The organism is Streptomyces sp. NPDC000410 (assembly GCF_040300305.1).
Classification (GTDB): Bacteria; Actinomycetota; Actinomycetes; order Streptomycetales; family Streptomycetaceae; genus Streptomyces.
This window is the reverse complement of sequence record NZ_JBEPDM010000065.1, coordinates 15448-30035: the sequence shown is the minus strand read 5'-3', so window position 1 is coordinate 30035 and position 14588 is coordinate 15448. Positions and strand designations below refer to the sequence as shown.

The following is a 14588-nucleotide window of genomic DNA, read 5'->3' as shown; positions in this document are numbered from 1 at the left end:
CGCAGGTGGTCGATCACCTGCTCGGCCTCGTCCGGGGACGGTCGATCTCCTGGGCAAAAAACACCGAGGCGGCTTTGAGGATCTCGTTCGCCCGCCTCAACTCAGCTACCTCTTTGCGGAGTTGCCTGAGCTCGTCCTGATCGGCGGTGGGCAGCCGGTCGTCGAGCTCGCCACGGTCGGCCTCGGCCTGCCGGACCCAGCCGCGCAGGGCTTCCTTGTGGATGCCCAGATCCTTCGCGACGTGGGCGATCGGGCGGCCGGTGGCGCGGACCTCACGGACCGCGCGCTCGCGGAGCTCGTCGGGGTATTTACGGGGTGCTGCCATGGTGCTGGTGGTTCTCCTTCGCCAGGACGGTAACCCTGGCATCAGGGACTCCACAAATCTCAGTACAGCTCAGCCGGTGTTGCCGTTGCCCAGCTGTCCGAAGTTGTTCTCTTCCCAGGTGTAGAGAGTGACACCGTCGAGGCATTCGGGAGTCTTGTCGGTTCCTGCCGCGGCCAGACTGGTGTCGAAGCCGGCGGCGATGATGGTGATACCGCTGAGACCGAGGACAGTCACAGGGACATTGCTGTCGGTGCCGGCGTTGCCGTTGCCCAACTGGCCGTCGTCGTTGTCTCCCCAGGCGCGTACGGTGCCGTCCTTGAGGACTGCCAGACTGTGGACCTCGCCGGTGGCGACCCTGGTGGCGGTGGTGATGCCGGTGACGGTCCCGGGGGCGGGATGGTGGGTGGTGGTGCCGTCGCCCAATTGCCCGAAGGCGTTGCCCTAGGCCACCCCCGTGCCTACCACGGCGAACACACCGACCTTCCCAGGTCGGATTGTCAGGGCTCTACGCGCTCCTCGCCCTCGTCCTCTTTCGACGAGGAGGTGAGGACGCCGAGCGCGGCCACGCACCACATGGTGCCGCCCTGATCCCCAGCGCCCATGACAAGCACTCCGCCCTTGCTGTGACACTGCTCGGCGGTCAGCGGAGGCGGAGCGTCGGCGGGGCTTTGGGCGGAGGCTACCGGGGCGAGGCCGGTGAACACAGCAAGGCCGGCCGTCGCTGTCACGAAGCCCATGGCTGCGGCCCTGCGGGTGGTCAGGAACATGGATACTCCCTTACCGATGTCCGAAGCGGGGAACAACCCGCCCCGGACGCGATCGACATTGTTGTCATACGTCCCCGGTGGGAGGTTGTCCGGGGAATCCATCACCTCATCGGCTGACAGCTCCGCCAGCCGCTTCTCACAGCTTGTGAGATCCGCGCCATGAAGAGGGACACGGCGCTGCTGACCATCGGCATACCCGTCGCCCAGTCGATCGGCAGCCCACAGTCCGGGCTCGGCGGAACTCGCTGGGAGCAGTGACCGCAGGGCGGTTGCTTCCGGTCTCAGAGGGGGAAGGAAAGGGCTCGGCGAACACCCGACAAAGGCGGTGCGGAGAATGTCGGGTGATCGGGACCGGTTTCGCCGCACGATGGGGCCATGGATGACACGACCTTGGTATCCCGCTTCCTCCGCGACGGCTTCGTGAAGCTGGAGGGCGGCGTCGCGCCGCGCGTGGCAGCGGACTGCACGCGGCTGCTGTGGCGGGAGACGGGCGTCGTCCCGGACGATCCGGCGACGTGGACGCAGCCCGTGCACTGGGTGGCGGGAATGGCGCAGGGGCCGTTCGCCGCCGCACCCAACTCCCCGGCCCTGCATCACGCGTACGACCTGCTCGTCGGCACGGGGCGCTGGGAGCCGCGCTACTCGCTGGGCACGTTCCCGCTGCGCTTCCCGCACGAGGAGGAGCCGGACGACGCGGGCTGGCACATCGAGGGGAGCTATCTGCCGGAGGGCGAGAGCTGGTACTTCACAAATCTGCGCTCCCGGGGCCGGGCGCTGCTGATGCTGTTCCTGTTCAGCGAGGTCGGTGAGGAGGACGCCCCGACCCGGATCCGGGTCGGCTCACACCTCGACGTGCCGAAGGTGCTGAAGGAGTACGGGGAGGAGGGGGCGAGTGGGCTTGCCCTTGCCCCCGATCTGGTGGCGGCGTCCGACCACCGGCCACTCGCCCTCGCCACCGGGTCCCCGGGCGACGTCTTCCTGTGCCATCCGTTCCTGGTGCACGCGGCGCAACCGCACCATGGGGTGCGGCCGCGCTTCATGGCCCAGCCGCCGCTGATGCCGGCCGCGCCGTACGAACTGGAGCGGGCCGACGGCGCGTACTCCCCCGTGGAGATCGCGATCCGTCGGGGCCTGGGACAGGACACCCCCGGTCCGGACGGAGACGGCACCGCCTGAGGGCGAGGCGCCGGGCCCGCTCCGGTGTCGCTCCGGTGTCGCTTCCGGTCCACGCGTCAGCAGCACGCGCCGCGGCTTGCGCACGTGCTCCAGCCTGGTGTTCTCCCGCTCGCCGTACGCCTGAGAAACTCGACCGGCCGCCGGGCCCCGGAGCGTTCACGCAGATCCGGTCGGAACCCTGAATGTTCCCCCACCCCACGCTTCAAGTGGTGGCCAGAGTTGCCCACTTCGATTCCCCACCCACAACGAGCTTCAGGTTCGTGGACAGCGTCGTCGGGGAGGCCCTCGATGATGGCCGCGACGGCCTCTGCCGCGCTGTCCACTTCCCGCAGCCGTCCGTCGGTGAACCGCACGCGGTAGCGGCCGTTCCCGATCGGCTTGGCCCCGGGCAGGTCATGGCAGATCGGTGGCGCGGCCCGGCGGCTGAAGGTGGGCCGGTACATGCTCCGCCCCGGCGACAGGACCCGAAGCCGCTCCTGCTCGAAGGCGGCCTCGACGAGTTCGTGCAGCGCTGTGTCCGGCGTGCGCGCGGCGGCCGTGCGCAGCCGGCGCCACCGCACCGGCACAGCCTCGCCACGCTCGTGAGCTTCGGCCAGTTCCCAGGTCCGCAGGAAGGGCCATTGCGGGACGAGTTCGCGTATTCGGGGCACCCGCGACCAGGAGTGCAGCGCTCCGGCAACCTCGGACAGGTCTTGGGTGCTGCCGGACGCCATGTGGCCACCATTCGCCCAGCATTCGACGGAGAAGCTTCGCTCATTGAGGGCCATCAGGGCATTCGCCGAGCGACCGTCGCCTTCCATCTGCGCGGCCGCGCAGCGCCGGCCTGGTGAGGACGTCAGCTCGACCGCAAGCTCGCCGCACGCGCTGTCGGCCACCTCCTGCAGGGCGTTCTGCAAGGAACCCGTCTGGACGACGTCGGGACAGAGCGTCACATACTCGTGCCTGGGATCGTTCGGCGCTGCGTCGCCGGGAAACTGCTCGGACATGCCCTCGAGTCTGCCGAACCGACGCACCGTCATCCCGGCTGCCCACCGCCCGCCTCCGTTGACGCCTGTGGCGTCCAGGGGGAATCCGTACGGCTCGATGCCACCTTCAGGCTCAGGTTCAGGAACAGCCGGCCCCTGTCGACCACCAGGCCCCCTGATGCGGTCGTCGATTCGGCGTATGGCGGGTGCGGCGGGCGGTCAGGTGTCGGCCCTCGCGTGGGGAGGCCAGGAGGGGCTGTCGACTCGCTGCGCGGGGTGTGACCCGCGGTGGGATGTGCCGAGCACCGGCTCATCGTCAGGTCAAGACTCGTTCCCCACGGCCTTCGTACCGGCCGGGTGCCTCTTTGGCCGGAGCGCAGGACCAGGCGAAGGCCGTGTGCACATCCCCGGAATCCCCACATGGGTGATCACGTCCGGGGCATCGTGCGCGGTCGGACCGATGAAGACAAGCTCAATGGTGGCGGCGGTGGAGCTTCAGGGTGGTGACGACCGCCACGCCGAGGGTGATGTGCATGAGGGACAGCGCCGCGACGGTGCCGCCGTCGGCGCCGGACGACAGCGGGCCGGCAACCGACAACAGCGCCAGCCCACCGCCCACGTACTGCGCGATCCGCAGAAAGACCGGCTTCCACAGGGCCAACAAGAGCGCAGCGCCCGTCCCGACGACCAGCGGGACGACGGAGGAACCGATGACGCCCCCGACCGTGATCGGGTGCTCCTCGCCGCCGTCGACCACGACGAGCGAGGCACCGGCCAGCTTGGCGACAGCAAGAACGATCAGATTGACTACGGCCGCACCGACCGCACCGGTGACCAGCACCTTCCACCAGGTGAGGCCGGAACGGCGGACCGAGGATGCGGGTGCGGCGGGCACAGCGGGGCCGGAGTTCGGAACAGCACTGCTCGACATGAGACTTCCTCCAACGTGTGAAGTACTGCGCTGCCCCACGGCAGCGGCACAAGAAGAAGCCTCCAACCTCAACCTCGCTTGAGGTCAAGCCCTGTCCCGGCCCTGCGAGGTCAGACCATGAAGAACAAGCTGAGCGGTGACATGAATCCTCGCCACTGCGAGCGGCGCCGCGGGTGTTGTGCCGCCAGGTCTGTCCGCCGTCGTTGGAGCGACGCATGGGCTTGCCCCCCCCGGCTGACGATGCGCGACTGTCCTCAAGACCGTGCGCTCATGCCGGGGATCGGTCGGCTGCCGCCGTCGGAGCGGGGCAGCGCGGTCGAGGCGAGGAAGTCGTCGAGCATGGTGATCTGTACGTCCTGGGGGAATCGGCCGGGGTCGAAGAGGGCCTGGACGACGAGTCCGTGGGTGAAGGCGACTGCAATGGCGGCGAGTTGGTCCGGGTCGGCGGCTGCGGGGATTTCGCCGAGGTCGCGTGCGGCTTCGAGATGCGGGCGGATCGTCGAGCGCAGCCGGGTGTAGCGGTCGGCCTGTTCCGTGGTCAGCTCGTCGTCGGCGAGGGAGAGGTCCCAGGAGCTGACCCAGATGCGGTTGCGGGCGGTGTCGCCCGGGGTCAGCGGCAGGATGTCCAGGAGCATGGCGCGCACGGTGGCGAGGCCCGCGGCGGGACGCGCGCGGCGGGGCCTGTCCGCGGTGCGCTTCTCCAGCAGGTCCAGGGCGTGCGTAATCAGGGCCCGTTTGGTCGGGAAGTAGTGCATGAGCATCCCGGTCGAGACCCCCATCGCGGCGGCGACGGCACGCAGGGTCAGCCCGCCGAACCCCCTGTCGGCGAGTACGTGCCACACCGCCTCGGATACGTCCTTGCGGCGGGCTTCACGGTCTCCGGGTGCGGGCGGCATGCTGTTAGCTTACGTACCGAACGCTTGTTACGCACCCAGAGAGCGAGGCTCCCATGTTCACCCTGTCGCTCGGCGATCACGCCCAACTCCGCCTCCTGGAGCCCTGGCAGGCACAGGAGTTCCTCGCCCATATCGACCGCGCCCGGGTTTCCGTGGACCCGTGGATACCCTGGGCGACGTTCAGCACCGACCTTGACTCGGCCACGGCCACCCTCCAGCGCTACGCCGACCGGCTGGCCCAGGACACCGGCCGGATCTACGGGATCTGGCTGGACGGCACGCTGGTCGGAGGCGTCATGTTCACCCGCTTCGACAGCGCCTCCGGGGTGTGCGAGATCGGCTGCTGGCTGGAGCAGGCCGGAGAGGGACGAGGCCTGGTGACCCGGGCCTGCAGGTTGCTGATCGACTGGGCCTTCCAGGAACGCGGGATGAGCCGCGTCGAATGGTGGGTCTCGGCGGGCAACAAGCGCAGCATCGACGTCGCGCGCCGACTGGGCATGAGCCGCGACGGTGTGCTGCGACAGCGTTTTTCGCACCGAGGCGCGCGGCACGACAGCGAAGTCTGGTCGGTTCTTTCCGAAGAATGGCCGTCTCCCGGGGAAGTGTCCGGGGCCCGGGTCCAGGCCGAACTCGATCGGCTGATGCGCGTGTTCGTCGGAGCCTTCACCAACACCGGCGACAGCCGGCCGGACCTCGGGGTCATCCGCGACGTCTTCATTCCGCAGGGGAGGATCATCGCGAACGTCGGGGACGCACCTGTGATCTACGACCTCGACGCGTTCATCGAGCCCCGGCAGAAGATGCTCACGGACGGGACGCTGACGGAGTTCCGCGAATGGGAGGTCGCTGAGCGGACCGAGATCTTCGGGTCGATCGCGCACCGATTCAGCGAATACCGCAAGTCCGGCTTCCACCACGGCGAATGGTTCGAGGGCTCCGGCCACAAGACCACCCAGTTCGTCCGGACCCCGTCAGGGTGGAGGATGTCCTCACTGGCCTGGGACGACGCGCCCGCAACCGTCACCGTCACCGAATGACCGTGCGGATCATGGTGGGTGCCCCCAGTGGCCACGACTCGCCGGACCTGCCTCATCAGGGCAGGTCGGAGATGTTGGTGCCCAAAGGAAGCCGGAGTCCGGGAGGCAGGGCCTGCAGGCCGAACTGGGGAGGATGGGTCAAGTCGGCTGCTTCAGAGAAGTCGACGGTGCCGCCGCAGAAGCGGGCCGGTGGCACCGTGAGGTATACGGAAGGAAGATGGTGCTCGCCGAAATTCACCGTGCCGCCGGTGAAGGTAGCGCCACTGAAGTCGACGCAGCCGTCGGAGAACTCGGCGTCCTCGAAGAGGATCTCGCCCGCCGTGAAGGCAGCGTCCCGGAAATTCACCTGTGCGCCTGTGAAGCGGGCACTGTCGAACGTGACCCAGCCGCCGCTGAAGGTGGCACGGTTGAAACGCACGGAGCCGCTGCGGAATTCGGCGAGCCGGAAGTAGACGTAGCTGCCTTCGGCGAAGTCGACATCGTCGAAGATGACCTGGTCCCGGCCGTGAGCTACGAAGAGCGTCTCCGCGAAGACGATGTCGCCGCCGGTGAAGCGGGCACCACGGAAGCTGGCCGCGTCGATGACGGCGCCGGCGAAGTTGAGGTCGTAGCCCTGCCAGGATTCAGGGGAATCGTCGCGCAGGTGGGCACCGATGAGTTGCAGAACGGTCTCACGGACCTTCCGCTCGCGTTGCCAGGTCGTGAGCGTCTGGTCGTCGGTGGGCGGGTCGGGCGCGTGTGGCATGCGCAGATAGCCGCACAGCACGTCGATGCACATCTGCCGTTCCTGCGGCCACTCATCGGCGAGCCGTGCCATCGCGTAGGCGCCGGCCATGCGCACAGCCGGCTGGTCGGCCCCGAGTTGCCCGGCAGCGGCGCCGAACCGTTCGATCAGCGCCTTCTCGTACTCCCGGGCGTCGGTGGTCTCATTGAGGTGCTGGCGTCGATAGGCGACGACGAGTGCCACGACGCCGCCGGCTCCGGCCACGACAGCCAGTGCGATCTTGATGGCGTCGTATGTGTCGCTGGGCTTGAGAGGTCCGGGCACCTCCACTCGAGGCGCCCCCAGTGCCAGCCACAGCAGCCCTAAGATCATGATCGCCGCGCCCACGGCGAGCACCAGTACCGTGGCGGTATGCAGGCCCAGTGGCCAGCGCATGACCCCGCGCGGAGTCGGACCCGAATTTCTCTCGGCCGCGGTCAAGCTCGAACCCCCAACGAGATGGCCCTGTCGGCGATCAAGGAGTCGAAGACGACTACGGGTTCATCGCCGCGAGGAAGCGACCTCATCACGCCCTCCCCTTCTCCTGCTGCTGGCCAGCGTGGCGTAGCTCCGGCACGCGCGCCAGAGGGCCGGTACCGCCGCCTCCGGGTTCGGGAGACGCCGCCGGCCCCGATGGCGTGCAGCGGTATGACTGAGGCACTCTCGCCAAAACGCCTCCCCAGAACCCCACTCGGGTTGTTGTCGGCCTCCCGTCACGCGGGGGCGAGCTCGGGGCCGGCCTCTGGGATCTCCACGCTCGGATTACGGATCGTTTGCGGAACGGGGAGCCTGCCACTTGCGCCTGAGGGCTTCGAGTTCGCTCCGGGGGAAGCGCTCACCCCACTTGCCCCGGTATCCGCTCTCGCCATAGATCATCGCGACCTCGTCGAAGGAGCGAACGACCGCACGGGCAAGACCGTCGACGCTCAGCATTCCGGACCACAGCTCGGTTCCGGCGTTGTCGTGGTCGCCGCCGTGCCGCAATTCCAGGAGGCGCAGCCGGACGACGTCCTCTTCGCGATGGAGAAGCCACCGGAAGGCGGTCGGCTCTGCCTCGAAGACTGCACGCGCGTTTCCGGCTCGCCGGCGACGAGCCGGTCCACAGCGGTCAGCAGGTCCTCGGGTGCGTTGCTGATATCCGAGGCGGTGAGCTCGGCTCTCACGTCGTTCGTTTCGACCACGCAGTCCGCCCAACCGGGGCCGGCCAGCGTCCAGGTGATCCGAAGGCCATCGGACACAGCCGCTCACCCCGCGAGGAAATGCCGGATGTCGGCCGCGAAGCTCGACATCTGCTCCCCGCCCTCCAGCCATGTGGTCACCGAGGCGCTCCAGCCGCCTGCGGCATTCGGCCACGGGCACAGCGTCCAGGTCAGACCGATATGCCCACCGGACCGGAACACGGCCGAGACGGCCAGGTCCCGGTCGTTGGTCTGCCAGATCCGCTCGCCTTCCCACCCTCGGTGGTCCGCAGCCAGCTCTTCCAAGAACGGCCCGAGATCGCTGTCCCAGATCCAGGCCACCACTTCATCGACGCGGGCGGTCAGTCCCGGAGCCCATGCCTCGACGGCGTAGTGCACCGAGTCCCCGTCGAAGCTGAACCGATCGCAGAACTTCACACCGACAGACGGGTTGTCCCGGCAGCGGACGATCACGGCCGCCTGCTCGTCGACGGCGCCTGCTGAAGAGGTCATGAGCCGAACGCTAGGCCAGCACCACTCCCGTCGTCACCAGAGTTCTCACCCCGGGGCCGGGCGGGGCACAGCTCGCACGACAGCTGTCCCGCAAAGACGCCACCTATCGTGCTCGGTCTCATCCGGCCGGGCCACAACGGCGCACGTCTTGCCCTGGCCTCCGATCTGCTCGTATCCGCGCTCGCCGACCTGGCGGGCATATGAGGGGCAGCAACGCCACGCGGGGGGACCGTCTACGAGAGGCGGGACGGTTCGTCAGAGCGTCACGCAAGCAGACGCTGCGCCACCTTCCTGCCGCGTGTTCTCAAGGCCTTCCGCCGCCTCGGCGCGGGCGGCCTCGGGTTTCCGCTGATCGGCGACGTGGCTGGACAGCAGGCGCAGCGCGTCGGCCGAGGCGGTGTCGTTGGGTGTGTAGACCTCCAGCCGGTGGTCGGGACTCTCGGGCTGGAGCCACACTTGATAGTCGATGTCGACGTCGCCGACGGTCGGGTGCCGCAGGTGCATGGTGCCCACGGTGCAGTCGGCGACATCGCCCTTGGCCCACAGCTTGGCGAAGTCCCGGCTGCGCATGGCGAGTTCGCCGATCAGTTCGGCCAACCGTGCGTCGGTGGGATACCGGCCCGCGGTGAGCCGCAGGTAGGCCACGTGGATTCGGGCGAGTTCATCCCAGTTCCGGTGAAGGTCTTGGGTGAGGGGGTCGAGGAAGAACATCCGGGGTATGGACGGCCGTCGCGCGGGATCGTGGGGCGCCTCGAAGTCGACGTGCTCCGCGACGAGGGCATGTCCGGTGCGGTTCCAGGCCAGTACGTCGCCGCGGCGGCCGAGCACGACGGCCGGTGTGCTGTCTCCCAGGGACGCCAGGAGCGAGAGCACCCGTTGATGCGGCCTTTCCGGGCGGGGGCGGACCAGGTGTGACGTGGTGGGCTGACGGGCGAGGTTGTGCAGGTGGGCCTTCTCGGCCGGATCGAGCCGGAGCACGCCTGCGAGCGCATCGAGGACCTGTCGGGAGGCGCCACCGGCTTGACCCTGCTCCAGTCGCGTGTAGTAGCCGGCGCTCACGCCGGCGAGCTGGGCGAGCTCTTCGCGGCGCAGGCCCGGTACCCGGCGGGCGGTGCCGTAGGTGCGCAGCCCGACGTCGGCGGGCGTGACCCGGTGGCGGCGGGTCTTGAGATAGGCCCCGAGGCTCTCCAGTTCCATGACACCGAGCGTAAGGCGCCGCGGTCCGTGTCCGGGTGCCCCTGCCAGGTGTACCCATGACGCGGGGATGGTTGCCGGGCGGACGGCATCGCACTGTCGGATGCATGAATGCACAGTGTGTTTCTCACTCACCCGGTCTGCGGGCGTGGCTCGGCCTGCTGGTGGTACTCGGCCCGGTACTGCTGGTCGCGATGGACGGCTCGGTCCTGTTTCTGGCGATGACCGAGATCTCCGAGGCGCTGTCGCCGACTGCCGATCAGGCGCTGTGGATCCTGGACGCCTACGGATTCGCTGTCGGATCCCTGCTCATCGCGTTCGGGAACATCGGCGACCGGTACGGGCGGCTGAAGCTTCTGATGACCGGCACGGCAGTATTCGGCGTGGCCTCGACGGGAGCGGCGTTCGCCCCCGGGCCCGAACTGCTGATCGCCTTCCGGGCGCTGATGGGTGTGGCCGGTGCCACGCTGCTGCCGTCGGCATTGGCGGTACTCAGCGAACTCTTCACCGACCCGCGCCGGCGGGCGAAAGCGATCGGAATCTTCGCGGCCACCTTCGCCGCCGGCTTCGCGATCGGCCCGGTCGTCGGCGGACAGCTGCTGAGCAGCTTCTGGTGGGGGTCGGTCTTCCTGATCAATCTCCCCGTCGTCGTGCTCTTCCTGGTCCTGGCCCCGGTCCTGCTCCGCGAGGTACGTGCCACACGGACCGGCCGCATCGACGTCCTGAGCGTCGTGCTCTCCGCCGCAGGCATCCTGCTGACCGTCTACGCGATCAAGCAGGCTGCCGCGGAGGGGCTGACCGCGACCCCGATGGCCACGGGGATCGTCGGCATCGTCACCCTGGGGTGGTTCGCCCGGCGGCAACTCCGCCTGGAGCACCCGCTGATCGACTTCAGCCTCTTCCACGACCGGGTGTTCACGATCGCGGCCATCACCGGCCTTCTGCCGCTGGCCGCATGGTCGGCCATGGCCTACCTCGGCGGCATCTATCTCCAGTCCGTCCTTGGCCTGACAGTCCTGGACGCGGCTCTCGTCGCACTCCCGGGCGCGGCGGTGCTCACCGTCACCTGCATCGTCACACCGGCACTGGTCGTGCGTACCGGCACACGGGCAGCGTTCATCAGCTGTCACTTCCTCATCGCCGCAGGTGTGCTCCTGCTGCTGGTCACCAGCGTGTCCAGTGGTATCGGCTGGTACGTGGCCTCCACCGTCATCGCCGGCCTCGGCTACGGCATCTCCTTCAGCGTCGTCGCCGATACCGTCGTGGCCGCAGCTCCCGCAGAACGCGCCGGGTCCGCGGCAGCAATCGCCGAGACCAGCAACGAGATCGGCAACGCCCTCGGCATCGCGCTCCTCGGCTCGCTGGCTGCCCTGGTCTTCCGGCTCCAGGGACCCGACGTCGCCGGCACCCTCAACGAAACATTGCAGGTCCCCGGCCTCACGGTCGCGGTCATCGGCAATGCGAAGTCAGCCTTCGTCACCGGTCTGCACATCGCCGCCGTCATCGCAGGCATCCTCCACGCAGCACTCGGCGCCTTCGCCCTGCGGCACCTGCCAAGGGCCTCCACCAGCACCGACGACGCCTCTCCGGACCACGTTGCCCAGGGCACCATCGAAGGGAGCGACGTGCGATGACCCACGCCAACTCCCCGCTCGGAATCAAGGGCCGACGACGCCTCGTCGCGCGGTGTGCAAACGGGCCGGGACTTCACGGAGTTGTGAGACGGGCAACCGTACGGATGGCTGCCTGACCTGGCCGGGGCGGATCCGACTACGGCAGCGCTGCCGGCACTCCCCTGCCAACTGCCCATGGGGCCGGGCATCGCGACTACAGCCTGCCGGACACGTGCGCCTGCCGGGTGGACCTGGTCATCAATCTGGTTGCCATGCCGGCAGTACTGCGAGCGTCGGGCTCAGTCGCAAGACGGGAGGAGAGGTGATTCACATTCTGTGAATCACCTCGGAACAGGGACACTCGTCGTCATGGCACGTCGCACCCGAAAATCGACCGAACCCACGAAGCCACTGGTCAAGGCACCCGTTCGGATCGGCAGCCTCGACGCCGCAGCGCTCGTCGGCGAGCTGCGGAAGCTGCACGAAGACGCCGAGGACGGAGAGATCGAACGGATGCCGGACGACGGCGAGTTGTTCAGGGCCCTGCTCTACCTCGAGTCACACAAGGGCGCGCTCAAGGACCCAGAGGCCCAGCGCGTGGCGGCGATCGAACGGGTGCGCTTGTGGGAGTACCTCCGCGAACAGGCGGACCTGCACCAGGCGCGGGCCATCGACGACGCCCGTACCGCGAACGCAGAGTGGGCGGACCTGGCGCCCGCGCTCGCTGTCAGTGCTCCCAGCGCGGCGTACAACAAGGCGAAGCGCCTCAGGGCCGCCCTCCTTACCGCCACCTCGCACGGCGAACGCCCGGTACGCCGCACCCCCGAAGCAGTCATCCAGGTCGAGCAGCAGATCGCGGCCCAGGCCGCGGCCGAGCGCCGCGCCCAGGAGGAGGCCCACCGCCGTCATGAACTGGTACTACCCGTGGCACAGAACCTCCTCGAGCACCGAGACGGCCTGGCCGACGACGAGGAGGTCACCTACTGGCTGGACGAAATTGCTGAGGTACTCCCCCACTGCGAGACGCCCACGCAAAAGGTCAGTCTCAGCACCTACGTGGAAGCCGTAGTCCGAGAGCTCAGGCGGGCGGAGCGGTGTACGGGCCGGCCGGGAGCGAAGACCGAAGGCGCTCTGCTCGCATACGCCGCGGCGACGAGCCTCTTCTCATGCTGAGTCGGTGTCACGAGCACCGGCTCGTCAGGCGCCCGAGATCGCAGCGCACCGTCACCGCATCGGCCAACGCCATCGGGAACGACGTCGCCAGCAAAACGGATGAGTATCAAAAATGGGGTGTCGCAGGAGAAAACCGACCCACAGAAAGGGGTCCCTGGCCGCCGAACTCGATCTCGCCAGTATGGATGGACCAACCTCGCCCTCGGAGGCCGTCAGAGAGCTGTACAGCGGTTTCGGCCCCATTCCTGGAGGCCGGAATTCGGCCAGAGGGGTGAGTCGGCGTCGACTACACCACGGACCGCCACCAGGACCCGCACATCCAGAACGCCCTGCGCCGCGCCTACGCAGACGCCCGCACGCCGTGGATACGCGTCGGCCAGTACGAGAGGCCCGACCGGGCTGGATGGCTGGCGCGCGGACGGACAGTTCATCGTGGATATCGCTCCGGTGGAGGGCAATCCGGACAGGGCATAGGGCCATCGAGCGAGGAGGTAGTACTGGACGGTCTCGTCGCCCGCGAGCATGACCTATCACGCCGTGATAGGTACGCAGACCTCCCATCACGATGCTGGGGCTATCACGCCGTGATAGCCCCAGCCACGTCTCGTACGACCGGGCGGACCTGTCATGGGAGCCGGCCGAACAGCTCTGGACCCCCAGCAGCAAGAACGCGACGACCCGTTCAGGTCGACGATCACCCGTCGTCCCGGATCAGCGACACTTTCTGCTTGCCTGGCCGCCTTGGGGAGCACGGCCGTTGTCACTCGATGTGGATGGGCGGCGGGAACCACGTCGGAGGCAATTGCTCAGTTGGATCTCCGGTCACCAGAAGCGGGTAGCGGAAGTGCCACCACCGTGTTTGCCCTGCCACCTCGCTCTGGCTCATGCCGAACGGTTTGATCGGTGCCGTGGCGGCACGGAACCGCACGTCCAGGGCATCCAGCTCGGGCTGACGGTGTCTGCGGACCCGTTCGGTCAGGATCGGCCAGGCGTCATGGAGCCAGTCGCGATCGACTATGTCGTTGTCGAACTCCCAAGCCCACACGGTTTCGACGCCTTCTTCGACCTCAGCGACGAACTCCGCCCACGCCTCCATGCGGGCGTTAAGCGTCAGGACATGGAGGTAGCGAGTGGACAGTAGTTGCGTGGCACGATGAACCGACGCGTAGTCCTCAGCGTCCAGCAGCGGGATCTCCACGTTCTGCAGCCTCGCATGAGAGCGCACCTTCGTCACCTCCTTTCTACGATGACTCGTTCTCTCCGCTCTCGCGCATGTGGGTGGTGCAACCCCTCGGACGAGCCAGGGACCCCATCCCAGCCAGCGGAGAGCTCCCGGCTGCCGGCCCTGTCCAGGAAGGAGAGATCGCCGTTCTTCGAAGGTGGGTGGGAGAGGTACTCCAACCTTGCCGTGCGGCCTACGGCGTCCAGTTCACCCTCGCCGTAGCAAGTGACGGCCTTGATCGGAACCTCTGTCCGGTGACGTGCGGGGAGTCTGGTCCCGGACCGGGAGAGCCATCAGTGTGGGACGGCAACAGCGGCATTGAAGTGACGACACATCAAAGGGAGAACTGTGAGGGGATGCTTTGGGGGCCACTGGTCGGCACTGGTCAGCACTGTGGCGACAATGCTGGGACTTACGGTGATGGGCCCGGTGCCGACCGCCCACGGCGACGTCGTGCAGCTGGCTGGGCGGCGGTTCGTCGAGGAGGCTCGGACTGGGCGTCATCCTCGGTGCCGAATTTCTGGCCGTCATCGGCGGAGACCGCTCCATTGCCCAGGACGGCCGCCTGCCAGGACCCGGCAACTCGGCTGCCCTGCGGCGACTCCCACGAGCACGATGGCGAAGGCGCGCACTCCCCCGCCTGTCGGCAGGGAATGCGGGCCTCTTTGCGTTTGAGGGCTATCACGCCGTGATAACCCACCATCTCGCGCGGCCCAGACCGAGTGTGAAGCCCTCGTCTGGCATCGTGCCAGCGCCGAGGTCCGCAGGCTGCTCATCCTCGGAAGGCCACCCCGTGAGAACTGGGCGAGCCTGCGCAGGACCACAGCAAGATCAT

General features: G+C 68.1%; 15 protein-coding genes. 4 read left to right on the top strand and 11 right to left on the bottom strand.

The features are described 5' to 3' along the window. Positions 1-13: 13 nt before the first annotated feature. The 3 genes from ABT342_RS34555 to ABT342_RS34545 all read right to left on the bottom strand — a co-directional run bounded on the left by ABT342_RS34555 (position 14) and on the right by ABT342_RS34545 (position 1092). The gene (locus tag ABT342_RS34555; protein WP_351582522.1) at positions 14-325 is read right to left on the bottom strand and encodes a transposase; all 312 of its coding nucleotides are present in this window, start codon (positions 323-325) and stop codon (positions 14-16) included. A gap of 69 nt (positions 326-394) precedes the next feature. Next, positions 395-748 carry an RCC1 domain-containing protein gene (locus tag ABT342_RS34550; protein WP_351582520.1) on the bottom strand — a complete coding sequence of 118 codons (354 nt, stop codon included), beginning with the start codon at positions 746-748 and terminating at the stop codon, positions 395-397. Between the two features lie 74 nt (positions 749-822). Further along, entirely contained in the window at positions 823-1092 is a 270-nt protein-coding gene (locus ABT342_RS34545) for a hypothetical protein (RefSeq protein WP_351582518.1), read from the bottom strand. Between the two features lie 375 nt (positions 1093-1467). Between ABT342_RS34545 and ABT342_RS34540 the strand changes: the two genes are divergently transcribed. Further along, the gene (locus ABT342_RS34540; protein WP_351582516.1) at positions 1468-2268 is read left to right on the top strand and encodes a phytanoyl-CoA dioxygenase family protein; all 801 of its coding nucleotides are present in this window, start codon (positions 1468-1470) and stop codon (positions 2266-2268) included. Between the two features lie 56 nt (positions 2269-2324). Here the strand turns inward: ABT342_RS34540 and ABT342_RS34535 are convergent, their stop codons facing one another. From ABT342_RS34535 to ABT342_RS34525, 3 genes are all read right to left on the bottom strand, one after another. After that, entirely contained in the window at positions 2325-3254 is a 930-nt protein-coding gene (locus tag ABT342_RS34535) for a DUF6193 family natural product biosynthesis protein (RefSeq protein WP_351582514.1), read from the bottom strand. A gap of 451 nt (positions 3255-3705) precedes the next feature. Beyond that, a complete protein-coding gene (locus ABT342_RS34530) occupies positions 3706-4164 on the bottom strand; it encodes a DUF6069 family protein (protein ID WP_351582512.1) in 459 nt (152 codons plus the stop codon). Positions 4165-4418: 254 nt separating this feature from the next. Then, positions 4419-5060: a TetR/AcrR family transcriptional regulator gene (locus ABT342_RS34525; RefSeq protein WP_351582510.1), complete on the bottom strand. Its 642-nt coding sequence runs from the start codon at positions 5058-5060 to the stop codon at positions 4419-4421. 53 nt (positions 5061-5113) lie between these two features. Between ABT342_RS34525 and ABT342_RS34520 the strand changes: the two genes are divergently transcribed. Beyond that, complete coding sequence (locus ABT342_RS34520) at positions 5114-6097, top strand: GNAT family N-acetyltransferase (RefSeq protein ID WP_351582508.1); 984 nt, start codon at positions 5114-5116, stop codon at positions 6095-6097. Between the two features lie 55 nt (positions 6098-6152). Here the strand turns inward: ABT342_RS34520 and ABT342_RS34515 are convergent, their stop codons facing one another. The 4 genes from ABT342_RS34515 to ABT342_RS34500 form a co-directional block, all read right to left on the bottom strand. After that, on the bottom strand, positions 6153-7301 hold the full coding sequence (locus ABT342_RS34515; RefSeq protein ID WP_351582506.1) for a pentapeptide repeat-containing protein: 1149 nt from the start codon (positions 7299-7301) through the stop codon (positions 6153-6155). 485 nt (positions 7302-7786) lie between these two features. Further along, positions 7787-8098: a hypothetical protein gene (locus tag ABT342_RS34510; protein WP_351582504.1), complete on the bottom strand. Its 312-nt coding sequence runs from the start codon at positions 8096-8098 to the stop codon at positions 7787-7789. Positions 8099-8104: 6 nt separating this feature from the next. Then, positions 8105-8551, bottom strand: a complete 447-nt coding sequence (locus ABT342_RS34505; protein WP_351582502.1) for a DUF6228 family protein — start codon at positions 8549-8551, stop codon at positions 8105-8107. 255 nt (positions 8552-8806) lie between these two features. After that, a complete protein-coding gene (locus tag ABT342_RS34500) occupies positions 8807-9748 on the bottom strand; it encodes a helix-turn-helix transcriptional regulator (RefSeq protein ID WP_351582500.1) in 942 nt (313 codons plus the stop codon). 104 nt (positions 9749-9852) lie between these two features. On the opposite strand from ABT342_RS34500, the gene ABT342_RS34495 reads away from it, so the two are divergent. Beyond that, on the top strand, positions 9853-11379 hold the full coding sequence (locus tag ABT342_RS34495; protein ID WP_351582498.1) for an MFS transporter: 1527 nt from the start codon (positions 9853-9855) through the stop codon (positions 11377-11379). A 348-nt stretch (positions 11380-11727) separates the two neighbouring features. Next, complete coding sequence (locus ABT342_RS34490) at positions 11728-12531, top strand: hypothetical protein (protein ID WP_351582496.1); 804 nt, start codon at positions 11728-11730, stop codon at positions 12529-12531. Between the two features lie 760 nt (positions 12532-13291). On the opposite strand, the gene ABT342_RS34485 is transcribed toward ABT342_RS34490, so the two are convergent. Then, positions 13292-13729: a hypothetical protein gene (locus ABT342_RS34485; protein ID WP_351582494.1), complete on the bottom strand. Its 438-nt coding sequence runs from the start codon at positions 13727-13729 to the stop codon at positions 13292-13294. Positions 13730-14588 lie beyond the last annotated feature (859 nt).